Source organism: Streptomyces sp. NPDC002788, assembly GCF_053592115.1.
The window spans coordinates 660323-684437 of sequence record NZ_JBSFVB010000002.1 but is presented as its reverse complement, the minus strand read 5'-3'; the positions used below and the strand labels follow the sequence as shown (position 1 = coordinate 684437).

The 24115-nt window shown below is 70.2% G+C and carries 20 protein-coding genes and 1 pseudogene; 5 read left to right on the top strand and 16 right to left on the bottom strand.

The genetic code is table 11. From position 1 onward, the window contains the following. Nucleotides 1–30: 30 nt before the first annotated feature. Together ACWD1U_RS06405 and ACWD1U_RS06400 are read right to left on the bottom strand one after the other, a co-directional pair. A complete protein-coding gene (locus tag ACWD1U_RS06405) occupies nucleotides 31–1083 on the bottom strand; it encodes a CBS domain-containing protein (protein WP_451104924.1) in 1053 nt (350 codons plus the stop codon). A 7-nt stretch (nucleotides 1084–1090) separates the two neighbouring features. Continuing rightward, nucleotides 1091–2899, bottom strand: a complete 1809-nt coding sequence (locus ACWD1U_RS06400) for a GmrSD restriction endonuclease domain-containing protein (RefSeq protein WP_451104922.1) — start codon at nucleotides 2897–2899, stop codon at nucleotides 1091–1093. Between the two features lie 258 nt (nucleotides 2900–3157). Between ACWD1U_RS06400 and brxD the strand changes: the two genes are divergently transcribed. Both brxD and ACWD1U_RS06390 read left to right on the top strand, forming a co-directional pair. Then, nucleotides 3158–4462, top strand: a complete 1305-nt coding sequence (brxD, locus tag ACWD1U_RS06395; protein WP_451104920.1) for a BREX system ATP-binding protein BrxD — start codon at nucleotides 3158–3160, stop codon at nucleotides 4460–4462. Beyond that, nucleotides 4459–6588: a DEAD/DEAH box helicase gene (locus ACWD1U_RS06390; protein ID WP_451104919.1), complete on the top strand. Its 2130-nt coding sequence runs from the start codon at nucleotides 4459–4461 to the stop codon at nucleotides 6586–6588. The genes brxD and ACWD1U_RS06390 overlap by 4 nt, the downstream gene beginning before the upstream one ends. Before the next feature lie 42 nt (nucleotides 6589–6630). Here the strand turns inward: ACWD1U_RS06390 and ACWD1U_RS06385 are convergent, their stop codons facing one another. The 14 genes and pseudogenes from ACWD1U_RS06385 to ACWD1U_RS06320 form a co-directional block, all read right to left on the bottom strand. Next, on the bottom strand, nucleotides 6631–7413 hold the full coding sequence (locus ACWD1U_RS06385) for a hypothetical protein (RefSeq protein ID WP_451104917.1): 783 nt from the start codon (nucleotides 7411–7413) through the stop codon (nucleotides 6631–6633). A gap of 48 nt (nucleotides 7414–7461) precedes the next feature. Then, nucleotides 7462–7926, bottom strand: a complete 465-nt coding sequence (locus ACWD1U_RS06380; RefSeq protein WP_451104916.1) for a hypothetical protein — start codon at nucleotides 7924–7926, stop codon at nucleotides 7462–7464. Nucleotides 7927–7946: 20 nt separating this feature from the next. Continuing rightward, nucleotides 7947–9224, bottom strand: coding sequence for an MCE family protein (locus ACWD1U_RS06375; protein ID WP_451104914.1), 1278 nt, complete (start codon nucleotides 9222–9224; stop codon nucleotides 7947–7949). Then, a complete protein-coding gene (locus tag ACWD1U_RS06370) occupies nucleotides 9221–10540 on the bottom strand; it encodes an MCE family protein (RefSeq protein ID WP_451104912.1) in 1320 nt (439 codons plus the stop codon). Before ACWD1U_RS06370 ends, ACWD1U_RS06375 begins: the two co-directional genes overlap by 4 nt. Beyond that, complete coding sequence (locus ACWD1U_RS06365) at nucleotides 10537–11652, bottom strand: MCE family protein (protein ID WP_451104910.1); 1116 nt, start codon at nucleotides 11650–11652, stop codon at nucleotides 10537–10539. Before ACWD1U_RS06365 ends, ACWD1U_RS06370 begins: the two co-directional genes overlap by 4 nt. After that, nucleotides 11649–12809 (bottom strand): MCE family protein, encoded by a 1161-nt coding sequence (locus ACWD1U_RS06360; protein WP_451104908.1) that lies wholly within the window; start codon nucleotides 12807–12809, stop codon nucleotides 11649–11651. Before ACWD1U_RS06360 ends, ACWD1U_RS06365 begins: the two co-directional genes overlap by 4 nt. Next, complete coding sequence (locus tag ACWD1U_RS06355; protein WP_451104906.1) at nucleotides 12806–13843, bottom strand: MCE family protein; 1038 nt, start codon at nucleotides 13841–13843, stop codon at nucleotides 12806–12808. Before ACWD1U_RS06355 ends, ACWD1U_RS06360 begins: the two co-directional genes overlap by 4 nt. Further along, nucleotides 13840–15081: an MCE family protein gene (locus tag ACWD1U_RS06350; protein ID WP_451104904.1), complete on the bottom strand. Its 1242-nt coding sequence runs from the start codon at nucleotides 15079–15081 to the stop codon at nucleotides 13840–13842. The genes ACWD1U_RS06355 and ACWD1U_RS06350 overlap by 4 nt, the downstream gene beginning before the upstream one ends. Before the next feature lie 8 nt (nucleotides 15082–15089). Next, on the bottom strand, nucleotides 15090–15905 hold the full coding sequence (locus ACWD1U_RS06345) for an MlaE family ABC transporter permease (RefSeq protein WP_451104902.1): 816 nt from the start codon (nucleotides 15903–15905) through the stop codon (nucleotides 15090–15092). Nucleotides 15906–15908: 3 nt separating this feature from the next. Then, nucleotides 15909–16679, bottom strand: coding sequence for an MlaE family ABC transporter permease (locus tag ACWD1U_RS06340; protein WP_451104900.1), 771 nt, complete (start codon nucleotides 16677–16679; stop codon nucleotides 15909–15911). Then, nucleotides 16676–17623 (bottom strand): ABC transporter ATP-binding protein, encoded by a 948-nt coding sequence (locus tag ACWD1U_RS06335; RefSeq protein WP_338778093.1) that lies wholly within the window; start codon nucleotides 17621–17623, stop codon nucleotides 16676–16678. Before ACWD1U_RS06335 ends, ACWD1U_RS06340 begins: the two co-directional genes overlap by 4 nt. Before the next feature lie 187 nt (nucleotides 17624–17810). Beyond that, nucleotides 17811–18911 carry an RNA polymerase sigma factor gene (locus ACWD1U_RS06330; RefSeq protein WP_451104898.1) on the bottom strand — a complete coding sequence of 367 codons (1101 nt, stop codon included), beginning with the start codon at nucleotides 18909–18911 and terminating at the stop codon, nucleotides 17811–17813. Between the two features lie 54 nt (nucleotides 18912–18965). Further along, nucleotides 18966–19997 carry a lytic murein transglycosylase gene (locus ACWD1U_RS06325; RefSeq protein ID WP_451105046.1) on the bottom strand — a complete coding sequence of 344 codons (1032 nt, stop codon included), beginning with the start codon at nucleotides 19995–19997 and terminating at the stop codon, nucleotides 18966–18968. 212 nt (nucleotides 19998–20209) lie between these two features. Beyond that, nucleotides 20210–20959, bottom strand: a pseudogene (locus tag ACWD1U_RS06320) (LacI family DNA-binding transcriptional regulator); the annotation flags it as partial. 715 nt (nucleotides 20960–21674) lie between these two features. On the opposite strand from ACWD1U_RS06320, the gene ACWD1U_RS06315 reads away from it, so the two are divergent. From ACWD1U_RS06315 to ACWD1U_RS06305, 3 genes are read left to right on the top strand one after another with little or no spacing between them, the layout of a single operon-like run. After that, nucleotides 21675–21800: a hypothetical protein gene (locus ACWD1U_RS06315; protein WP_451104896.1), complete on the top strand. Its 126-nt coding sequence runs from the start codon at nucleotides 21675–21677 to the stop codon at nucleotides 21798–21800. Next, nucleotides 21794–22870, top strand: a complete 1077-nt coding sequence (locus ACWD1U_RS06310) for an HD domain-containing protein (RefSeq protein ID WP_451104894.1) — start codon at nucleotides 21794–21796, stop codon at nucleotides 22868–22870. Before ACWD1U_RS06315 ends, ACWD1U_RS06310 begins: the two co-directional genes overlap by 7 nt. Continuing rightward, entirely contained in the window at nucleotides 22867–24072 is a 1206-nt protein-coding gene (locus ACWD1U_RS06305) for an MFS transporter (protein ID WP_451104892.1), read from the top strand. The genes ACWD1U_RS06310 and ACWD1U_RS06305 overlap by 4 nt, the downstream gene beginning before the upstream one ends. The last annotated feature ends 43 nt before the right edge of the window (nucleotides 24073–24115 follow it).

Below are 24115 nucleotides of genomic sequence, written 5' to 3'. Positions count from 1 at the left end.
CGGAGTGCCCGGGGCCGGCTTCACCGAGCGTCAGGTGAGCTGCCGCAGCAGCCCCACGAACTGGCGCAGTTCCTCGCTCCGCTGCGGCGCCAGCGGCTCGGGCCGGAAGTGCGCGATCTGGTTGCGGATCTCGCGCACCCGATCAAGCTGGTGCACGAACTGGATGCGGTTCACCCCGGCCCAGCCCAGGGTCTGCCAGTTCTGGTCGGCCGCGGCGCACAGCGCCTCTTTGCGGTTTCCCTGCCTGGTGCGCTGATCACCGTCGAGCAGCATCACGTACTGGCCGAACATGAGGTCGGCGATCTTCCCCGTTTTCCTGTCGTTGGCCTGGACGGCACGGATGGCGTCCTCGTCGAGCTTCGCGCCAAGGCACTTACGCAACCGGAACTCGATCTCGCCGATGACGAAGAACGGCCATGCGGTCGCGTCGAAGCGCTGGGTGATGTCCGCTGCGGTGACGATGCCGCTGATGCGGCCGTTATGGGCTCTCACCAGCACGTATCCGTGCTCGCAGACGTTGGGGAGCATGGCGAAGAAGTCGTCGTGGGCGTGCGCGACCGGCGGGTCCTCCACGATCGCGTTGGCCAACGCGGCGTCCGCGCCCGTGGCGTACATCTTGGCCACCGAGCGCCAGGTGACGACGCCGGACACCGTGTACCGGTCCTCCAGGACCGGAACCTGGGAGTAGTTCTTCGTGTGCATGATGTACGTCGCCTCGGTGAGGTCCGAGGCAGGGGTGACCGAGTCGACCCCGGCGTGGGCACACGGCAGGTCTCCGATCCGGAACGGCTGCGCGGGCAGCGCACCGGGCAGCAGCCCGGCCTCGTCCTCCTGCTCCTCCTCGGCCGTGTCCCCCTGCTCCGCTGTTGCGGATTCCTGGGCGACGATGTGGATCTCGGACTGGCTGCCGCAGGTGGCGAAGTACGGCAGGGTCGCGAGACCGAGATCCTTCAGCCTCTGCTCGATGACCAGGATCGCCTGGTCGTTGCGGAACCGGGTGTTGAAGCAGGTCAGGAGTTCGACGAGGGGTATGCGGCGGCCTTTGAGCGCAAGCAGTTCGTCATCAGAGGGGTTCCTGAGCACGACCGCGTCACCCGGCCTTCGCGTCGCGGAAGACGGTGCGCTTGCCCATGGCTGACATGACCAGCTCCAGCAACTGCTTGGACCTGCTCGCGTAGAACTGCTCGAAATCGCCCGAGTGCAGCGTGGCCGGGTCGATGAGATGAGTGCCGATGACGTCGTCGAACCACTCGGGGCGCATGCCCGACTCGAGGGCGAGCGTCTTGAGGTATCCGGCGGGAGATCCGGTCATGCTCTTGCTGGCCCGCAGCGACAGAGGTGTCTTGTTGATGATCGAGTTCGCCCTGTTGCTGTAGTCCGGGTGGTTCTTGTCGATCCACGCCTTGGGGAAGATCTGTCGAACCTCCACGCTGTACTCGGCCAGGCGCGCCGCGTTCAGGGGCGCCTCGGTGAAGTACCAGTCCACCGCCCCCTGCTTGACGAGAAGGGCGTAAACCCCCTTGTAGGCGGCGCTGTTGCGTGTGCTCAGGGTGTCCAGCCGGTCATCGAGGAAGGCTGCCTCGGCGATGGTGTCGGGGACCACTTCGGCGTTGCCCCGCAGACGTTCGACGAGTTGTTCCACATCGCGGGTGAAGCGGCTCTCCGTCGAACCGCCGTACATCTCGCCGAGCACACCGCACCAGTACCACCGGGTGAGCAGTTCGTCGGCCGACTCGGTGTCGGTCTCGTCGCCCAGGATGGTCCGTACAGCGGCCAGCGGTACGAGCTGGGTGCGATACGGCAGGTCGGGTGCCCGCACGATGCACTGCTGCTCAAGGAAGGCCCCCACCCACTCGAAGGCCTCCGCCACGCGCGGAGCGAGCGAACTGAAGTCGGCGAGCGGCAGTTCCAGCAGGTCACGGCGCTTGCACGAGACCGCGGCCCGCGGCTCCTGCCGTTTGCGCTCCCAGGTTCGGACGAGCGCCACGGCCTGGAGGAAGTCACTGCTGCTGAGCCCGTCCTCGACGCCGGCCTCCATGCGTCCGAACACGGGGTACGACGCCGTCAGGCCCTTCTTGATGTCCAGCCACACGTCGGGGAGCTTGAAGTAGTCGCCGTGCCGGGCCAGGTACTCCTGGTTGCCCGCGTAGGTGGCCGTCAGCAGTTCGAAGACGTTGAGCGGCACACCGCCGGTGTTCACCCGCTCGAACACGGCACAGACCGCGTCCATGGTCGTCGAGGCCGCGAGCTTGATCATCGGCACCTGGAACGACTGCATGCGGCTGAGCACGTACTGCTGGAACTGCCCCCACAGCCCCCAGTTCGTGACGTCGACCTTGACGAACTCCTGGTGCCAGGCGTTCACACGCTGGGTGTCGAACACGAAATGGAGCGGGAAGTAACCCGCGGCGCACTCCCCCTCGACGGTGGTCAGGTCGATGGTGTCCCTGCGGTTGAAACCGGTCTTCAGGATCCGGTCCTCGGGCACGGACACGATGGCGTCGTCACGGTCGGCCGGCGACCCGATGGATTTGGCGATGTCGATGTAATACCAGCGCCTCAGTTCCTTGCCCCGGGCGTCCACTGTCTCGACGGGACGATCCCGATGCAGTGCCTGGAAGAGGGACGTCAACCGCTGCTGCCCGTCGAGCAGCAGGAGATCGGGCACCCTGGCCTGCGCGTCCTCGGCGCCCTTGAGTGTCCGGGTGCGGAACGGTGACGTGCCGTTGGTCTGCAGCGCCATCACCACGCCCAGCGGATAGTCGAGTGTCACCGTCGCGATGAGGGCCCTGATGCGCTCGTCGTCCCACTTCCACTCACGCTGGAAGTCGGGGAGCTGTAAGGCGCCGGAAGCGACGTCCGCGAGCGCGTCGCTGAGTTTCAGACTGTCGAGTGCCACGCTGTGTCTTCCCGTGTTGAACCTGAACGGTGAGTCGCCACCGGTCACTGGCCGTGAACCTGCCATTGCACCAACGGACTTGCGGGCAGTCAAGGCGGTCGACCGACGGACCGGTTCCCGGATGCCGGAACGTCCGGGGTCGGCTCAGGTGAGGGCCGGACCCGCCCAGCCGTGCACTTCACCGTGAGGGCATCCCGGTATCCGGCCAAATGGGAGACTGTCCGGGTGAGGACAGACAGCTCTGGTGGAAGCGGACCCGTGAGTGCCGCCCGGCGCCGCGGCGTGATCGATGCCCTGCGCCGAGGAGCCGTTCCGGAAAGCGGACTGGATCTGCTGGCGACCGGCCTCGACCGGTTCGGAACCGCACTCGACGCGGAACTCGATGCCGTCACGTCGGGAGCCTCGGTGTTCAAGGCGGTGCGAGGCGAGTACGGGTCGGGCAAAACGTTCTTCGCACGGTGGCTCGGTGAGCGTGCCAAGCGGCGCAACTTCGCCGTCGCCGAAATCCAGATCTCGGAAACCGAGACCCCGCTGCACAAGCTCGAGACCGTCTACCGCCGCCTCACCGAGCGGCTGGCCACGCCCGGATTCCCACCGAGCGCGCTTCGGCCGGTCGTGGATGCGTGGTTCTACGCCCTCGAGGAGGACGCGCTTGCTGCCGGAGCCCCCGAGGAGGAGCTGCCCGGCAGGGTCGAACAGCTGATGACAGCCCGGCTCATGGAGGTGTCCCGGCACGCCCCGTCGTTCGCCACGGCCCTGCGGGGCTACCGTGCCGCGGTCGAGGCGGGTGACGAGGCCACCGCCTCGGCCGTCATGGCCTGGCTGGGCGGGCAGCCCCACGTGGCCGCCGCTGCCCGCAGGGCCGCCGGGGTGCGCGGCGACCTCGATCACTTCGGTGCTCTTGGCTTCCTGCAGGGACTGCTCACCGTGCTGCGTGACTCGGGTCACTCGGGGCTTCTCATCGTCCTGGACGAGGTCGAGACCCTGCAGCGGGTCCGCTCCGACGCCCGGGACAAGGCGCTGAACGCACTGCGTCAGCTCATCGACGAGGTGCACTCCGGACGTTTCCCCGGCCTCTATCTGCTGATCACCGGCACTCCGGCGTTCTTCGACGGCCGGCAGGGCGTGCAGCGTCTGGCTCCGCTGGCCCAGCGGCTGGCCACCGACTTCACCACCGACCCACGCTTCGACAACCCGCGTGCCGTGCAGCTCAGGCTGCCCGGCTTCACCCAGGACTCACTCATCGGTCTCGGGCTGACCATCCGGGACCTGTACGCGTCCGGATCGGCCGCCGCCGAGCGCGTCAGAGAAGTAGCGGACGATGCCTACGTCGCCGACCTGGCCACGGCCGTCGGCGGGGCGCTGGGAGGCAAGGTGGGGGTCGCGCCCCGTCTGTTCCTCAAGAAGCTCGTCGGCGATGTCCTCGACCGTGTCGACCAGTTCGAGGACTTCGATCCGCGCAAGCACTACGCACTCACGGTGAATGCCTCGGAGCTGACCGAGGTCGAACGCAACGCCGCGGCAGCCACCAGCGCCGACGAGGTCGAACTGGATCTTCCATGAGCGACGTGGCGCCCGACCCGATGGACCTGCTTCACCCGGGGCTGGTTCACCATGTCGTGAACACCCTGGGCTGGCCCCGCCTGCGGCCTCTCCAGGAAGAGGCGATCACGCCCCTGACGGACGGCACGGACGCCGTGCTGATCGCACCCACCGCCGGTGGGAAGACCGAGGCTGCCTGCTTCCCCCTGCTGTCGCGCATGGCACAGGAGAAATGGGACGGCACCTCAGTCCTCTATGTGTGTCCACTGAAGGCGCTGCTCAACAACCTGCTCCCTCGGCTGGAGACGTATACCTCCTGGCTCGGGCGCACAGCCGCGCTGTGGCACGGCGATGTCACACACTCCCGCCGCAAGCGCATTCTGCGCGAACGACCGGATGTGCTGCTGACGACCCCGGAGTCCCTGGAAGCCATGCTGGTCAGCGCTAATGTCGACCATCGGGCGTTCTTCTCCGGGCTGCGGGCGATCGTCGTCGACGAGGTGCACGCGTTCGCGGGCGACGACCGGGGGTGGCATCTGCTGGCCGTGCTGGAACGGCTGGAGCGCGTGGCCGGGCGTCCGGTGCAACGCGTGGGTCTGTCCGCAACCGTGGGTAACCCGCAGGAGCTGCTCACGTGGCTGCAGGGAGCGAAGGCCGAGCAGCGCGCGGCGCGGGTCGTCGCCCCGCACCTGAGGGAGAAGGAACCGAAGCTCCCCCCTCCCGGGGACGTCCAGCTCGACTACGTCGGGTCCCTGGCCAATGCCGCGACGGTGATCGCGGCATTGCACAGGGGCGAGAAGCGGCTGGTCTTCTGTGAATCACGCAAGGAAGTCGAGGAACTCGGCGCGGCGCTGCGTGCGAAGGGTGTGACCACCTTTCTGTCCCACGCGTCGCTGTCCGCGGACGAGCGGCGGCGGGCGGAGGAAGCCTTCGCAGAGGCCCGCGACTGCGTGATCGTCTCCACCAGCACCCTGGAACTGGGCATCGACGTCGGCGACCTCGACCGGGTCGTCCAGATCGATGCACCGAGCACGGTGGCCTCGTTCCTGCAGCGCCTTGGCCGCACCGGCCGACGGCCCGGTGCCGGCCGCAACTGCCTTTTCCTGGCCACCGACGACGCCGGCCTCCTCACCGCGGCAGCACTGCTGCTGCTCTGGTCACGCGGCTGGGTGGAGCCGGTCATCGCTCCTCCGGAGCCCCGGCACATCGCCGCGCAGCAGATGCTGGCGCTCTGCCTCCAGGAACACCGGGTCGGCGACCGGCTGTGGCAGGACTGGTGGGGAGGCCTCGGTCCTTTCGGTCCTTCCGCCGAGCCGATCATGCGCTACCTGGTCGAGGAGGGCTTCCTGGACCGGGACGGCGAACTGCTGTTCATCGGCCCCGAAGCCGAAAAGCGCTTCGGCTACCGGCACTTCATGGACCTCACCGCGGTCTTCACCACCGCGCCGGAGTTCACTGTGCTGTCGGGCCGCACCGAGATCGGTACGACGGATCCCGCGCTGCTCACGGACGAGGTCATCGGCCCTCGCCGACTGCTGCTCGCCGGGCGCAGCTGGCAGGTGACGTACATCGACTGGTCGCGCCGCCGCTGCTTCGTCGAGCCAGTGGAAGGTGGCGGGCGGGCACGATGGGGTGGCATCGGCCTGACCCGCACCGCGTCGTACGAGCTGACACGGTCGGTCCGCGAAGTCCTGCTCGGCGGCACCCCGCCGGTCAGGGTCACCCGCCGTGCCGAGAGCGCCCTCGCTCGTGTGCGCGACGAGAGCGCCGAACTGGTGCACCGCGACGGCACCGTCATCATGCGGGGAGGGCACGACACCAATGTGCGGTGGTGGACGTGGGCGGGGCATCGCACCAACGCCACGCTGGCCGCCACCCTCTCCAGCATCGCCGACCCCCTACAGCGTCCTACGGACACATACATCCGGCTGCGCGAGGACATCACTGCGCAAGAATGGGCAAAGGCCACCGCACACGCCGCCGACCACCTGTGCCTCCCGGCGGTGGATCCTCGCGCGTTGGCCGGACTGAAGTTCAATGCGGCACTTCCGCCGCGGCTGGCCGAGGCGACGCTCGCAGCCCGGTTGGCCGATCTGAAGGGTGCCAACGCATCGCTTCGTGAAGCCGTAACGTTCACGACCAGGTGAGCCGAGCCGCGGTGGTGACGCCTGCCTCCCGCGGAGCTGCCCTCACAGCGCGTCCACCGCGCTCACCTTCCACCCGTCGCCCGTGCGGTCCATCGTCATCCGCACCCGGTTCAGGTCCACGCGGGACCCCGAGACCTGGGTGCTCTCGGTGACCTGGTTGACGAAGAGCAGGACCACGACCTTGTCGGGCGAGGCCGAGACGACGGAGGCGGCCGGGGCGCCGCCGGGGCCGGGGGCGGCGACCGCTGCCTTCACCACGCCGTGGTACTTCCTGGCCGTCGGGGTGACCACGGTCTTCGTGGTCTTGCCGTACTCGTCACGGAAGGCGCCGGTCAGGTGGGCGCGGGCCTTCGTGAAGTCCTTGTCCAGGTGGCGGTAGTCGTAGGACAGGACGATCGGGGCCGCTTTCCGGGCGGCCGCGAGCGCCTCGGTCCGGGCCGTCTCCGTCAGGCGGCCGTCGCGGTACTGCCATCCCAGGGCGGCGAGCGCGGCCAGGCCGACGACGAGCAGGGCGGCCAGGACCAGGGTGAGCAGCCTCCGACAGCCGCCGGGGCGGGGATCGCCCTGCTCTCGCGGCCCGTCCTCCTCGAACGAGTCCGGCGACGGCTCCGGCGGGTCGTCCCAGCCGTCCTTCGGGGCCTCGACGAGGACGGTGCGTCCGGCGGGGGGCCGCCCGGCCCGGCGCGGGGACTCCTCGTCGCCGGCCGTCGCCGCGCCCGCCTCGCGGTGGCCGCGCTCCGCGCGCTTCGCCGCCGCGCGGGCGGCCGCCGTCATCGTGCGGCGGGTGCCGGGACCGGGGGCGCGGCCGGTGGTCGTCTTCGGCATGGTGGTACTCCTCGTCGGTGCTTGTCGGTCGGCGGATCGGCCCGTGGATCAGCCGACGAACTCGACGTCGGACGTCAGCCAGCGGCCGTCCTTGTGTACGAGGTCGAGCTGGAGCCGGTAGGTGCGCGCCTCTCCCTCGGGCACGGCGGTGTTGGTCACCTTGCTGTCGGCGACCACCAGCACCCGGGCCGAGTTGTCGTCGGAGCGGACGATGCCCGCCTCCAGGACCTGGCCTTCCGACACGGACTTGTTCCGGGCCACCAGCTTCGTCAGCTGGTCCGTCTGCGCGGTGAACTGCTTCTTGAAGTCGCCGGTCGCGCCCGCCAGGACGTTCGCGCTGTCGCGGTCGTAGTGCCGGTAGTCGAGGGAGGTGAAGTTCAGTGCCGACTGGCGGGCCGCGGCCAGGATGCCCTGGCGTCGTTGGTCCGCCTCGCGCTGTTGGTAGAGGCCGAAGGACAGCCAGAGTGTCAGTGCTGTGGTGACGACGGTCGCCGCGACGAGTCCCGCCGTCATCGCTCCGGGGCGCACCGGCCTCATGCCACGGGGCCAACGAGCAGCCATTGCCACGACTCCTTTCCGAACGCGGCCTGCTGGCCGCCCGTCGAGCCGATCTCGACGTTCTTTCCGTCCGGGCCGGTGGTGGTGCCGGTCTCCGGGTCGTACGGGGTGACGTACGTCGCCTGGTTCGCGCCGCCGTCGGCTCTCGACGCGCCCGGGGCGTTCTGCGCGCCCCGTACCGACGACTCGCTGCCGCGCGGGAGCGTGCAGCGGGCGCCGGTGTTCGCCTCGCGGGTGCGGGTGTCCGCGGGATCGCGGCGTGCCGTGCCGTACCCCTGGGTGCAGGCCGGCGGGTCGTCGGCGTTCAGCACCAGGCCGAAGTGGGTGGTGCCGTCGCCCGGGACGACGGTGTAGCTGCCCGCGACCGTCAGCGGGAAGGTGACCAGGGCCTGCTCCACGCCGGGGAGGCGGGCCAGCGTGACCTGGCCGCCGCTGATCAGGTTGGCCAGCAGGACCGACAGCTCCGGCCCGGTCGACTTCAGCAGCGAGTTCAGCTCCTGCGCCGCCGGCCTCGCGTTGCCGATCAGCTTGCGCAGGTCACCGTCGCTGGCCTTCAACTGGGCCGAGAGCGCCGCCAGATCGCGCGCGAACGACTTGATCGACGATCCCTGGTCGGCCTGCGTCTTCAGGACTTTCCGTGAGTCCTCGATCAGGCCGATCGTCTCCGGCAGCGCCTCGGACGCCGACTCGACCAGGGTGTTGCCCGAGTCCACCAGGCGGCCCAGGTTCGGGCCGGTGCCGGCGAAGGCCTTGCCCAACTCGTCGACCGTGACCCGCAGGTCGTCCTTGCCGACCGAGTTCACCAGGCGGTCCAGGCTGAGGACCATGTCCGTCGTCGGCAGCGGCACCCGCGTGCTCTCGCGCGGGATCGTGCTGCCGTTCAGCAGGTACGGGCCGTGCGAGGTGCGGGGCTGGAGGTCGACGTACTGCTCGCCCACCGCCGAACGGTTCGCCACCACGGCCAGCGTGTCCGCCGGGATGCGCGGCGCCCCGTCCTTGATGTCGAGCGCGACCGAGACCCCGTCCGAGCCGGTCAGGCGCAGCGCGCCGACCTTGCCCACGGGCACCCCGCGATAGGTGACCTCGGCACCGGGGAAGACGCCCCCGGAGTCGGCGAAGTCGGCCCGCACGGTGTAGCCGCGGTCCAGGACCTCGTCCACCAGGCCCGTGTACTCGGCGCCGACGTACGACACGCCCACGGCGGTCATGGTGGCGAAGGCGATCAGTTGCGCCTTGACCGTACGCGTGATCACGGCTGGACCCCCTTCAGCATCAGCTCGGCGAGTTCGAGGTTGATCCCCTCGGGCCAGTCGCCCCCGGCGCGGTGGCCGTTGGAGCCGTAGCCGACGGTGCACACCGGCGGGCACAGCGGGTCGTCGCCGCCCGAGGGGGCCGATGGGCCCGACGGGGCCGACGGCACGCCCGGGCTGCTTGGCAGCGCGGAGGGCGTCGGCACACCCGGCACGTCCGGCACGTCCGGCACGTCCGGGAGATCTGGTACGTCCGGAAGGTCCGGGGTCTCGGGAAGCCCGGGTCCCTGGGGGCCCCCGCTCCCGCCGCCCGGCTCGTCCGTGAGGTTGCCGTAGATCCCGGCCAGATCGAGGTCCGCCGTGACGTGCAGGTTGACGTAGTCACCCTTGATGGCGTCCACCACGTTGCGCGGGAACGGGTACGTCGTCAGCAGCTCAAGGGAGTTGGGCAGGTCGCTGCCCGCCTTGTTGAGCTGTCGCAGGATCGGCCGCAGCTGCTTGAGGTTGGCGACCGTGTCGTCGTGCGAGGCGTTGATCACCTTGGTGCCGGTCCTGCCGAGCTTGGACAGGGCGGTGAGCATCCTCGTGAGGTCGCGGCGCTGGTCGGCCAGGACCTTCAGGGCGGGCGGCATCGTGTCGACGGCCTCGGCGATCGTCGTCTTCTCCTTGGCCAGCCGTTTGGCCAGCCGGTCCACGGCCTTCAGCGCGCGGACGATGTCCTGGCGCTGGTCGTCCAGGCCGCCGATGAAGGTGTCGAGCTCCTTGAGCAGGGACCTGACCCGGTTCTCCCGGCCCTCCAGGGCCTTGTTCAGCTCCGTGGTGATCGTCTTGAGCTGGGCGACGCCACCGCCGTTGAGCAGGGCGGACAGCGCGGACAGCACCTCCTCGACCTCCGGGTTACGGCCGCTGCGGGACAGGGGGATCACATCACCGTCGCCGAGCCGGCCGACCGGCGTGCCGTCCGGCGGCCTGGACAGCGCCACGTACTTCTCGCCGAGCATGCTGGTCTGCCGCAGCTCGGCGATGGCGTTGGCGGGCAGCTTCACCGAGTCGGCGACCCGGAGGCGGACCCGCGCGTGCCAGCCCTCCAGCTCCACCTTCTCCACCGCGCCCACGGTGACGTTGTTGACCTTGACCGCCGACTGCGGAACCAGGTCGAGGACGTCGCGGAACTCGACGGTGACGTGGTAGGCGTGGCCGTCGGCGGCGGCTCCGCCGGGGAGCGGGACGTCGTACCAGCCGTTGAACTCGCAGCCGGACAGCAGCAGCGTCCCGACGGCCGCCCACGCGACGGCCCCGCCCTTGCGCAGTGGCCTCATGCCCTCGCCCCCAGGATTCCGCCGAGGGTGCGGTCGACCGTGCCGGTGACCGCGGTGCCCTGGGGCACTTCGGGCAGGGAGTCGAAGAGGTCCCTCAGGTCCTTGCAGTCGGTCTTCTCGCCGGTCGTCTTCAGGATCGAGCACAGCAGCGACGCCGGATCCTGCGGATGGTCGGGGTTGTTGCGGGTGTCGAGGGTGCCCGCGGAGGGGTTGTAGGCGTTGTGCAGGTTCGACATGCCCGTCGGCGCGACCTCCAGCAGTTCCTCCAGCGCGGCGCGTTGGGTGACGAGCACCTTGGTCACCTTGCTCAGGCCCTCCACGTTCGACGTCAGCGACTTCTTGTTCTTCTTCACGAAGGCGGACACGTCACCGAGCGCCGTGCCGAGGTTCTTCAGCGCCGCCGCCAGGTCCTTCCGCTCGCCGGCGAGTTGCTCGGCGACCTTGGCGAGGCTGGTGTTGAACGACCGCACGCTCTTGTCGTCCGCCGCCAGCGCCGCGGTGAACACCTGGAGGTTGCGGACCGTGCCGAACAGGTCCGTGCGGCCGTCGGAGAGAGTCGTGACCGCCTCCGAGAGGTCCTCGACCATCTGGTGGACGTTCTTCCCCTGGCCGTCGAGGTTGTCGGCGCTGACGCCGAGCAGCCGTGACAGGGCGCCGTCCTTGTTGGCGCCCTCGGGGCCGAGCGCCTCGGCCGTGGTGTGCAGGCTGTCGAAGACGCGGTCCAGTTCGACCGGTACGGCCGTACGCGACTCGGGGATCTCGTCCCCGTCCCGCAGCACCGGACCGCTCCGGTACACCGGCAGCAGCTGCACGTAACGGTCGCTGACCACCGAGGAGTTGATGATCGCGGCCTGCGCGTCCGCCGGGACCTTGCGGCCGAAGTCGTACTCCAGCTCCACCCGCACCCGGCCGCCCTCCGGCGTGATCTTCTTGACCTCGCCGATCCGCACGCCCAGCACACGGACGTCCGAGCCGGGGTAGATGCCGACGGTGCGGGGGAAGTACGCCGTGACGCGGACCGGCTCGGTCCGCGGCCACAGGACGTAGGCGAGCGCGGCGACCAGGGCCAGGGCGGTCAGCAGGGCCAGGGGCTTCGTCCGGCGGTTGTTCACTGCGCGCCTCCCGTTCGCGGCACGACCGGGGCGGCGACCAGGTTCTGGACGTAGGAGTCGAACCAGCGGCCGTTGCCCAGGGTGTTGGTGAAGACCCGCACGTAGGGGGCCAGGAGCTTGATGCTCCGGTCCAGGTTGGATTGGTTGCGTTCGAGCATCTCCACCACGCGGTTCAGGCCCTTGAGCGCGGGCCCGATCTCCTTCTCGTTGTCCTGGACCAGGCCGGAGAGCTGGATGCCGAGCGCGGCGGAGGTCTTCAGCAGCTTGTGGATCGCCGCACGCCGCTTGCTGATCTCCTGGAACAGCTTGTCGCCGTCCTTGACCAGGGCGGTGAAGTCGCCCGACCGGTCGGCGAGTACGCCCGTCACGCCGTTCGCGTGGTCAAGGAGCTCCCGGAGGGCCTTGTCGCGCGAGGCCACCGTCCGGGAGATCTTGGACAGGCCCTTGATGGACGCCCGTACTTCGGAGGGGGAGTCCTCGAAGGTCGTCGAGATGGTGTCCAAGGCCTTCGCCAGCCGGTCGGTGTCGACCTTCTCCGTCGTGGTGGTGAGATCGCTGAACGCCTGCACGACGTCGTAGGCGGGGACGGTCCGCTTCAACGGGATCTCGCTGCCGGGCTCCAGCCGGCCCCGCCCCTCGGGGTGCAGGGCGAGGTACTTCGCGCCGAGGATCGTCTTGACCCGGATCGACGCGCCGGTCTCGGTGCCGAACTCCGGCTCGCCCTTGATCTTGAAGGTGACCTTGACGTGGTCGCCGTCCAGGTCGACCTCCTCGACCTTGCCGACCTTGACCCCGGCGATCCGCACCTCGTCGCCCGGCTTGAGACCGCCCGCCTCCGCGAAGGCGGCGCTGTACGTCTCCCCGTTGCCGATCACCGGCAGGCGGTCGGCGTTGAACGCGGCCACGGTCAGCAGCGCGAGGACGGTGAGTCCGACGGCGCCGATGACGACGGGGTTGCGCTCGCGGAAGGGGCCGAGGTGCGGGCGGCGGAGCCGTATCCTCGGCAGCTTCGGCGGCTCGACACGGACCTTGACCAGCGGCTGCGGACGCGGCGTGCGGCGCGGCAGGAGCCGTACCTTCGGCAGTCGCACGCGAGGCAGCTTCGGCGGGTCCACCCGCACCTTGAACAGCGGCTCCGGACGCTTCCTGCGGCTCATGCCCCGCACCTCGCCCTCGCCACGTGCATCTCGGGCGTGAGCACCTGCTTGGTCTTCGGCAGCACGATCCGGCCGTCGAAGTCGCACAGGTAGAAGTTGAACCACGAGCCGTAGGACGCCGTCCCCGTCAGCTCGTTGAGCTTGTTCGGCAGCCGCTTCAGCACGCCCTCCACGGTCTTCTCGTTGTCGTTCAGCGTCCCGGTGAGCTCGGTCAGTTCCGCGATGTCGTCCTTGAGTGGCGGACGCGCGTCCTTCAGCAGGCCCGAGGTGGCCTCCGTCAGATCGCCGATGCTCACCAGCGACTCCCCGATGGGCTTGCGGTCGGCGGACAGGCCCGAGATGAGCCGGCGCAGCTGCTTGAGCAGTCCGGAGAAGCGGGCGCCGCGCTTGTCGAGCGTCTCCAGCACGGTGTTGAGGTTGTCGATCACGGAGCCGATCAGCTTGTCGCGGCCGGCCAGCGTCGTGGTGAGCGACGCCGTGTGCGTCAGCAGGCTGTTGACGGTGCCGCCCTCGCCCTGGAGGGTCTTGATGATCTCGGTGGCGAGCTGGTTGACGTCCTTCGGGCTGAGCGCGGCGAACAGCGGCTTGAAGCCGTTCAGCAGCGCGTTCAGGTCGAGGGCGGGCTGGGTGCGCGCGAGCGGGATCGTGCCGCCGGGGCGCAGCCTGGTGCCGTCGCCGGCGCCCTCGGTCAGCGCGACGTACCGCTGCCCGACCAGGTTGCGGTAGCGGATGACGGCGCCCGTGCTAGTGAGCAGCGGCCGGTCCTGGCTGACCGTGAAGGTGACCTCGGCCAGCGTCCGGTCCTTGATCCGGATGCCCTCGACCTCGCCGACCCGCACTCCGGCCACCCGGATGTCGTCGCCCTCCTCCAGGCCGGTGACGTCGCTGAAGACCGCGCGGTACTCGTGCGCGGGGGTGAAGGAGATGTTCACGATGGTGGCGGCGAGCAGGGCCGTCGCCAGCACCGTCACCAGCGCGAAGAGACTGAACTTGATCAGCGGGGCGGCGGTCTGCCGGGCTCCTGTGGTGCTCATGCGACGCTCACCGCCGTCCCGCGCGCCATCGGCCCGAACAGCAGCGTCGCGACCGGCGGCACCTCGTCCGCGGGCACGCCCAGCACCGGCGCCACGAGCGAGCCGACGGCCCGCTGCTCGGCCCGGGTGGCGGAGACGCCGAGCGGGCCGCCCGAGGTCGAACCCGCCTTCTTGGAACCGTCGTCGAGGTGGGCGCCGGGCGCCGGCACCGCAGGGTGCGGCAGGTCACGGCAGTTGGGTCCCGACCGCTCGCGGTAGCGCGGTTCCTCACCCGGTTGGTACGCGCCCTGCGCCCGTACGACCTCCAGCGTGATGTGCATCTTGCCGCCCCGGAACGCCTCCTCGGACGCCTTCTCCTGCCGGACCAGGCCGGCCAACAGGCAGGGGTACTGGGGGGAGTAGCGGGCGAACAGCTCCAGCGTGGGGCGGGAGACCCGGCCGAGGGTGATCAGCCGGTCGCCGTTGGCGTCGAGGAAGTCCTCGGCGGTGCCCGCGACGGTGGCCGTGCTCTTCAGCGCCGCCGCCAGCCGGTCCTTCTGCTCGACGATCGTGCGGCTGGTGGTGACGGTGTTGCGCAGGATCTCCATCAGGTCGGGCGCCGCGTCGCCGTACATCTCGGCGACGTCGGCGAAGCGTGCGATGTCCTCTTTCAGGGACGGCAGGTGCGGGTTGAGGCGGCGCAGGTAGGCCTCCAGTCGCGTGAGGTTGTCGCCGATCCGGTCGCCGCGGCCGTCGAGGGCGGTGGCGAACGCGGAGAGCGTGGCGTTGAGCTTGCCGGGCTGCACGGTCCGCAGCACCGGCAGCAGATCGTTCATCAGCTGCTGGAGCTCGATGCCGACGCGGGTGCGGTCCTGGGTGATGACGTCACCGGCCCTGATGGGCCGGGCGGACGAGCGGGCGGGCGCGACCAGGTCGACGTACTTCTCGCCGAACAGCGTCTTGGGCAGCAGGCGGGCGTGCACGTCGGACGGGATGTGGGCGACGTGCTCCGGCTTGAGCGCGATGTCGAGCGTCGCCTTCGTCCCGTCCGCGTGCACCTCGCGCACCTCGCCGACCAGCAGCCCGCGCAGCTTGACGTCGGCCCGCGGATCGAGCTGGTTGCCGAGGCTGTCGGCCTCCAGCGTGATCCGCACGACCGGCGTGAACACCTGCTGGTAGACGGCGACGGACAGAGACAGCAGCAACGCGAGCACGGCGATGAAGACGACACCGTACAACCGCAGTCTCAGCACCCTCATCCGGCGGCTCACCCCGCGATCCGTACGGTCGTGCTGGCGCCCCAGATCGCCAGCGACAGGAAGAAGTCCAGGACGTTGATCGCCACGATCGAGGTCCGCACCGCGCGGCCCACCGCTACGCCGACGCCCGCCGGGCCGCCGCTCGCGTAGTAGCCGTAGAAGCAGTGCACCAGGATGATCAGGACGGCGAAGACCAGCACCTTCCCGAAGGACCACAGGACGTCCACCGGTGGCAGGTACTGCTGGAAGTAGTGGTCGTACGTGCCGGTGGACTGCCCGTAGTAGCCGGTGGTGATGGTGCGGGCGGCCAGGTACGAGGACAGCAGGCCGATCACGTACAGCGGGATCACCGCGACGAACCCGGCGATCATCCGGGTCGTCACCAGGAACGGCAGCGAGGGCACGCCCATCACTTCGAGCGCGTCGGTCTCCTCGCTGATCCGCATCGCGCCGAGCTGGGCGGTGAACCCGGCGCCGACGGTCGCGGACAGCGCGAGCCCGGCCACCAGGGGGGCGATCTCACGGGTGTTGAAGTACGCCGAGAGGAACGCCACGAAGTTGGAGGTGCCGAGCTGGTTGAGCGCGGCGTACCCCTGCAACCCCACTTCCGTGCCGGTGAAGAACGACAGGAAGGCGATCACGCCGACCGTGCCGCCTACCACGGCGAGCGCGCCCCGGCCGAAGCTCACCTCGGCGAGCAGCCGCAGGATCTCCTTCTTGTAGCGGCGCAGGGTGCGCCCCGTCCACGCCAAGGATCGGCCGTAGAAGGTGAGTTGGGCGCCCAGCTCCTCAAGGGACTTCAGTGGGCGGTCGATGAGTCTCATCGGCTAACCCCTCTGGGGGACGACCTGGAAGTACACCGCGGTCATCACGAAGTTGGTCACGAACAGCAACATGAAGGTGATCACCACCGACTGGTTCACCGCGTCGCCCACGCCCCTGGGTCCGCCCTTCGCGGTCAGCCCCTTGTAGGAGGCGACGATCCCGGCGATCGCGCCGAACACCAGGGCCTTGATCTCGGCCGCCCACAGGTCGGAGAGCTGGGCGAGGGTGGTGAAGGAGGCCAGGTAGGCGCCCGGCGTGCCGTTCTGGAGGACGACGTTGAAGAAGTAGCCGCCCGCCACGCCGACCACCGACACCAGGCCGTTGAGCAGCACCGCCACCAGCATCGACGCCAGCACGCGGGGGACGACCAGCCGGTGGATGGGGTCGATGCCCAGCACCTGCATCGCGTCGATCTCGTCGCGGATCTTCCGCGCCCCGAGGTCGGCGCAGATCGCCGTGCCGCCGGCGCCCGCGATCAGCAGCGCGGTGACGATCGGCGAGGCCTCGCGCAGCACGGCGAGCACGGAGGCGGCCCCGGAGAAGGACTGGGCGCCGAGCTGCCGGGTCAGGCTGCCGATCTGGAGCGCGATGACCGCCCCGAACGGGATGGAGACCAGGGCCGTCGGCAGGATGGTGACGCTCGCGACGAACCAGGTCTGCTGGATGAACTCCCGTGCCTGGAAAGGCCGTCGGGGGATCGTCCGCACGACGTCCAGCGCCATCGCGAAGAGGCTGCCCGAATGCCGCAGCGCTCCGACCGGTGACAGGCTCATGCGCCGGCCACCGCCTTCTGGTGGAGCTGGTCCTCGCGCCGTGCGATCGCCTGCCAGCGGGGCGGCCGGGTGATGCCCGGTCCCGGCAGCAGGCGGGGAGTCAGAGCCTGGCTGCCGGGAGACTGTGTGCTCTCGCCGTCGTCGCCGAGGGCGGCGAGCTCCTGCTCGACCTGGGCTGCGTCCTTCTCCTCCGCCATGCCGATCGGGCCCTGCATCCGGCCGTTCAGGAACTGCCGTACGACGGGCTCGTCGCTGGTCAGCAGCTCTTCGCGCGGCCCGAACATCACCAGCTCGCGGCGGAACAGCAGCCCGATGTTGTCCGGCACCTGGCGGGCCGAGGCGATGTCGTGCGTGACGATCAGGAAGGTCGCGTCGATCTGGGCGTTGAGGTCGACGATGAGCTGGTTGAGGTAGGCGACGCGGACCGGGTCGAGACCGGAGTCCGGCTCGTCGAACAGGATGATCTCCGGGTCGAGCACCAGGGCCCGGGCCAGCCCGGCCCTCTTCCGCATCCCGCCGGAGATCTCGCCGGGCAGCTTCTCCTCCGCGCCGATCAGCCCGACCATGTCCATCTTCTCCAGCACGATGCGCCGGATCTCGCTCTCGGACTTGCGGGTGTGCTCGCGCAGGGGGAAGGCGATGTTGTCGTACAGGTTCATCGAGCCGAAGAGCGCCCCGTCCTGGAACAGCACGCCGAACAGCTTGCGCACCTCGTACAGGTCGTGCTCGCGGAGCTTGGTGATGTCCCGGCCCTGGATCGTGATGGAGCCGCGCTCCGGCTTGAGGAGGCCGACGAGCGTCTTGAGGAACACCGACTTGCCCGTGCCCGAGGGCCCGAGCATGACCGATACCTCCCCGGCGGGCAGCGTCAGCGAGACGTCCTGCCAGATGACCTGGTGACCGAAGGACTTGGTCAGCCCTTCCACACAGATCTCGACACCCATCCGGTCCACCCTTCAGCCGTGCAGCAGCTCCGACATCTGCTCTACGGGGAGGGGCGGCGCGTCCGTCGCTCGAGTGGCGGATTTTTTTCGAGCGGGTTTCCGGAGGCCTCGGGCGGGTTTTCGGACGTTGCGGCGGACTTTTGAACGTTACGGGCGAGTCTCGGGCGCTACGGGCGGGTTTCGGGCGCTACGGAATCGGGCGCCCGGTGGGCTCGGGGAGCGAGGCGGGCGGTGTGGCGGGAGCCTTGGGAGCTTCCGGGACCGCCGGGGATGCCGGGGCCGCCGTGTCCGTCGGCACGGCGGAGGGCTCCACCGGCAGGCCGGGGACATCGGGCTTCGGGACGTCGGGCACCTGCGGGACCTCGGGCGCGGGCAGCGCGGGCAGCGGCGACACCGGGACAACCGGCACGTCCGCAACGTCCGGTACCTCCGGCAGCGACGGGACGGACAGTGGGAGGAACGATTCGCCGGCGGGGGACTCGGCCGCTCCGCGCTCGGCTGCCGCAGTTGTGGGCTCATTCCCCCCGGGCGTACGGCCCCCGCCACCGCCGTCCGGTCTCAACGTCTCCGCGCCCGGCGAGGCGACCGCGGGCCGAGGCGCCGCACCGCCCCCGCCTCCGCTGCCGTCGAGGGCGAACGGCAGCACGAACCCCGCCACCGCCAGGGACGCCGCCGTCGAGGCGACCGCCACGGACTGCGCCCTGCCGACTCCGCGCGGCCGTCCCCACCCGATCAGGAACAGCGCGACCCCGAGCGTGGCCGCCAGCGACTGCCGCAGCGTCCGCCGGGCCCGGGCCAGCAGCGACTCGACGGTCCGGTAGCTCAGCCCCATCCGGACGGCGACCTGGCCGACGTCCAGGTCCTGCGACTTCAGCCGCAGCGCCTCGGCCTGCCGCGCTGGCAGTTCACCACTGCGCACCGCCAGCCACTTCGCCTCGGCCCGGTCGCACACCGCCTCCTCGACGGGCACCGGGCCGGGGGCGATGAGCGTCGGGCTGGTACGGACCTCGGCCTCGCGGTTCACCTGCCGGTAGCGGTCGACGCAGATCCGCATCGTCACCGTCGTCAGCCAGGCCCCGAGCCGCTCGTCGTCCAGGTCGGGGCGCTCCGCGGCCCGCAGCATCGCCTCGTGCACCGCGTCCTCGGCGTCCTCCGCACTCATCGACCTGCGCCGGGCCACCTTGAGCAAATGCTCGCGGTGGCTCCACATGCGCCGCCACCGCTCGTCGGCGGCGTCCATCTCCGCAGGTGTATCTGCGGGCATGTCCGCAGGCATGTCCGTCGCCATGAGGGCCCCTTCGCGCTCGCCCACCGGTCTCGTGCTGTCCGGCGGTGGGCGACATTACCGCCCGGTATCGGCGGTTGTGGAGGGGGCGGCGGTCATCGAGTCCGCGTCGTTACTGGTGAGAGGGGCGCCACCGGTCAGCAGGTCGTCGCCGGGGAGCTCGATGTCCGGGTCGGGGACGGGGAGTCGTGGCTCGTCCGTCTTCTCGGGTTCCGAGGCCGGGCGGGTTCTGGTCGGGGCCGGGGAGGCAGGGGCCGACGGGGTGCGAGACTGCGGGGCACTCGGCCGGGCGGCGGGTGTCGGCGAGGCCTTCGGCTCGGTGGCCGGCCGCGACGACTGCGGGCGCGCGGAGGAGGACCCGGCGGAGGAGGACCCGGCGGAGGCGTCCGGCACCACCCGGTGCCCTTTTAGGAAGTACGCGTACCAGGCCCGGACCGTGCGCAGATAAGCCGTCGAGTGGTTGTAGCCGAGGATCGCCCGGTCCAGCTCGGCGGGGACGGACAGGTCCCGGCCGCCGGCACACAGATACCGTCCGGCGGCGAGTGCCGCGTCGAAGACGTTGTTCGGATCCGTCCGCCCGTCGCCGTTGCCGTCCGCGCCCCAGCGGGCCCAGGTCGACGGGATGAACTGCATCGGGCCGACCGCGCGGTCGTACGCCGTGTCCCCGTCGTGGGCGCCGCCGTCGGTGTCCCGGATCAGCGCGAAGGCCACGCCGTCCAGCCGCGGCCCGAGGATCGGCGCCAAGGTCGTACCGTCCGACGCCACCCTGCCACCGCGCGCCTGCCCCGACTCCACCTGTCCGATCGCGGCCAGCAACTGCCAGCGCAGCCGGCAGCCGGGCGCCTCACGCGCGAGCCGGTCCTCGGCCCGCCGGTAGGCGGCGAACACACTCGCCGGCAGCGCGCCATCCACCTCCGCTTTCGCACCAGGACCCGCGGGCTTCCCGGTCCGCAGCGGTGGCAGCTCGGTGCGGTACGGCGCGTCGCCGGACACGCTCGGTCCGTCCTCGGCGAGTGCCTGCCCGGCCGCCGGCGCGGAGGCCCGCGCCGGCACCACCCCCGGCGCCTGTGACGCGGTGAGCGCCGCCATCGCCGCCACTGCGGCCACCGCACCTCTGACGCGCTTGCCCCTGAGCCCTGCCACGTCCTGCTCCCCTCCCTGTGAGCTTCCTGTCGTCTGCTCTACGGGGGAGGGCGGTGGGTCCGTCGCGGGGTTTGCCTGCTCGGCCGTCGGATCGGGGGCGGCAGTCGGTTCGTCAGGGCGATTGGGTCTGTCCGACCCATGCGATGCGCGGGCGAGCGTCATCCGGCGGGGCGGGTGGACTGCCGTATCGCAAGGTGTGTCCGCACCTCCTTCAAGGGCTCCACGGTTTCCCCGCGCAGCATCGCCGCCATCGCGTCGATCCCCAGGTTGCCCAGCTCCTCGCCGTGCAGATCGACCGTCGTCAGGCCGGGCAGCAACAGACCCGCGACGTCGGTGTTGTCCATGCCCACGACGGAGATGTCATCGGGCACCCGCATGCCGAGCGCGGCGGCGGCGTGGTAGACACCGGCCGCGGCGATGTCGTCGTCACAGACCACCGCGCGGGGCGGTGTGCGATCGCTCAGCAGCTCGCGAGCCGTGTCCAGTGTCGGGTCGAACGTCTCTTCGAGAGGTATGGAGAGCTCGGTGACCCGCAGGTTCCGGGCGGCGGCCGCGAACCCGGCGTGCCGGGACCGGAAGCTGTACGACGTCCGCCGGTAGCGCAGGTGGCCGATCGAGCGGTGCCCCAGGTCGATCAGGTGCTCGACGGCCGTGCGCATGCCGCCCGCCACGTCGAGATCGACGACAAGCCGGTTCCGCGTGGACAGGGCCGGGTCGGAGTCGATGAGAACGGTGGGCACGGAGGGCGGCAGTTCATCGATCTGCCGGTCGTTCGGCGAGCAGATCATCAAGCCGTCGAACTGGTTCGCCGAGAGGACCCGTGCCATCGTCCCGCTGTTCCAGCTGGAACTCGCCACGACCGTCAGGCCGTGCTTCTCGGCCGCGTCATGGGCGCCGGCCAACACCTGCGCGAATAAGGGTCCTCAGATGTCGGGCACGGCCAGAAGTACCGACCCCGTACGTCCGACCCGGAGTTGACGGGCTGCTGCCTGAGGTCGGTAGCCGAGCCGTTCGCCGGCGTCCCGCACCCGTTTCTCCGTGGCTCTCGAGACACGCCTGCTGCCCTTTCCCGAGTACACCAGGGACACACTGCCTGGGAGACCCCGGCGAGCCGCGCCACGTCGCGAGCGGTGGGCCGTCGAGGCGCCGATGCGGTGCCGCGCTGGGACGGTGTGGCTGCCGCGGAGTCCGGGCGGTCTCTGTCGGGCACGCCCTCGCTACGGAACCCGGTGACCATGGACACCTTCCAAGGGAAAGCCGCTGCACCCCTGTTGCAGGGCACGCTGTAGTCGGTGACGTGCGGCACACACCGCGAGTAGAGGCTACCGCCCCGATCCCAAGTCCCAGGCCGTCGGCGTCCCTTCAGGCACCTTCACGGACGCAGAGCGACCCAAGAGGCTCGCGGCAGGCCATCGAGCAGGGAGCGACCGACGGTGAGGTTGGCTCGAAACGACTTGCCCAGGGCAGTGTTACGTATAACCTAGCTCCTCGGACACAAGGTCATTCGATTAACTCGTCCGATAGCGGGCCCTGGGTGACCAGAAGCCGCCCCGAGGGCCCGGTGGTCGCGCGCAACTGCTGATATCCCCCCCCACACGCCGCCTTCCATCGACAGGAGCTCTAGTGACGGACACCCTCAGCCCGGCCGCCCCAGTCGCCCCTTCGGGTGTCGGTATGCATCGCCTCGACCCCCGGATGCAGCAGGAACTGGCCCAGCAGTGGCGTGAGGAGTACGGGCGGCAGTGGTGAGGCTTCTCGACCGGGTCCGCGCACATGTCCTGGCCGACTTCGCCGCCGCCGACCCGGCGCACGACATCAATCACCTCGACCGGGTCGCGGCCCTGGCCGGAGACATCGCGGCGGAGCTGGGCGCCGATCCGTTGTCCGCCCAGGTCGCCGCCTACGTCCACGACTACCACCGGGTGGAGGAGGCCAGACAGGGGCGGCGGCCCATCCGCCCCGAGGAGGTCCGTACCGCCGTACTGGACGTGCTCCTACGGTGCGAGGTCCCGCAGGAGACGCATGGAACGATCCTGCACGCCATCGAGCTGACCGGGCGCTACCGCTTCGGCGGTGACGACCTCGACGGCGAGGACGTGATCGCCGCCGCGGTGCACGACGCGGACAACCTCGACGCGATGGGCGCCGTCGGCATCGGACGCGCCTTCGCGTTCGGTGGGCTCCTCGGAGAGCCGCTGTGGGAGCCCGGCGCCCAGCTGAAAGAGCTGTACGCAGAAGGCGAGACGTCGTCGGTCCTGGCTCATCTGTACGAGAAGCTGGTCCATCTCGAGAAGGACATGCTCACGGAGCCGGCCCAGCGCCTGGCCGCCGAGCGTGCCTTCCAACTGCACCGGTTCGCCGCCGAGTTCCGCTCGCAATGGGATGACGAGGACACCGGCTCCCGCCCCGGTGGTACCCGCGTCCACTGGGACCCGCTCACCCGCTTCCTGTCCGTGGCGCAACAGCCAGGGCCGGACGGCACTGTGACCCGCATCGGCTTCCGGGGGCACGTCCGGCTGGCCTTCGACGAAGAGGGACAGCCTGTGGAGGTGGACCTGATGGGTGCTCCGGAGGCTCTCACTCACTGCGTACCTCACGCGCAGCGCTCCCGGGCATGGATCGCGGACCCGGGAGGAGAGTGGCTGCTGGACGCGGAGGCCGATGTCGTGTGGATCAGCATCGGCAAAGCCCCTGTCCACCGTCGTCTCACCGCCGTCGGCGACATCGAGGTGCAGTTGCGCAAGGGCAGTCCGGCCGCGCTCCAGTTGCACCTGACCGAGGACGCCCCGAATTCCGTCGGCGGCAAGGACACCCCATGAGTTACGTGAGCCTACTGCGGAGTCCGCACGCAACCCGGCTGCTGGGGGGCACCCTCGTCGGGCGGCTGCCGAGCGCGATGGCCGCCGTCGCCATCCCCCTGGCACTGCGCGACGAAGGGGCACCGTATGCGTTCGTCGGGCTTGCCGTCGGGGCGTTCGCCATCGCCGCGGCCGTGGGAGGGCCCCTGCTCGGCCGCCTTGTGGACCATGTCGGCCAGCCCTTGGTGTTGCTGTCGACAGCCGTTCTGGCGGGCTGCGGGTTCCTTGTGATCGCAGCGGCCCCCGGCTGGCAGGACGCCGTCGTGGTCGGAGCGGTCCTGGCGGGAGCGGCGACCCCTCCGCTCGAGCCCTGTCTGCGGGCGCTCTGGCCGGACGTCGTCGACTCCGAGGAACTGGAGTCGGCCTACGCCCTGGATTCGGCATCCCAGCAACTGATCTTCGTGGGCGGGCCGTTGATCGTTGCCGGCTGCGTCTCCGTGGCCTCACCCGTGGAAGCCCTGTGGGCTGCTGCCCTGCTGGGGCTCGGGGGGGTCCTCGTCGTCGTCACGGCGGCTCCCACCCGGGCCTGGCGCGCCCCTGCCCGCCAGGCCGACTGGCTCGGCCCGCTGCGCAGCCACGGTCTCGTCGTCCTTCTGGTCAGCCTGACCGGTGTGGGCGTCGCCATCGGCACGCTCAATGTCGTCGTCGTGGCCTACGCGGAGGAACACCGGCTGCCCGGCGGTGCCCCGACGCTTCTGTCTCTCAACGCCCTCGGTGCCCTGGTCGGGGGACTGGCCTACGGCGCCGTACGCCGCTGGCCGGTCCCACCTGCGCGGCGGACCCTGCTGCTGACCGTCGGCCTGACGGTGGGCTATGGGCTCCTGTGCCTCCTGCCCGGGCCTCCGTTGATGTCCTGTCTGATGCTGCTGACCGGGCTGTTCCTCGCACCGGTGCTGACGGTCTCCTTCGTCCTGGTCGGCGAGCTCGCCCCGACAGGCACCGTCACCGAGGCGTTCGCCTGGCTCGTCACGCTGATGATCTCCGGATCGGCGCTGGGGTCCGCCGCCGTCGGGTTGATCCTGGAGCACGAGGGTCCGGCATGGGCGGCGGCGTGCGGCGTGCTGGGACTCTCCGTCAGCGTCCTCATCCTCCTGGCCGGGCAGTCACGGCTGGTCGCGGAGAGGCGTGCGGACGCCAAGGCGCCGACTGTTTCCACGGCATGAACCGCACCGTGACTCGATGCCACGGCCGGGTTGGCCGCGATCT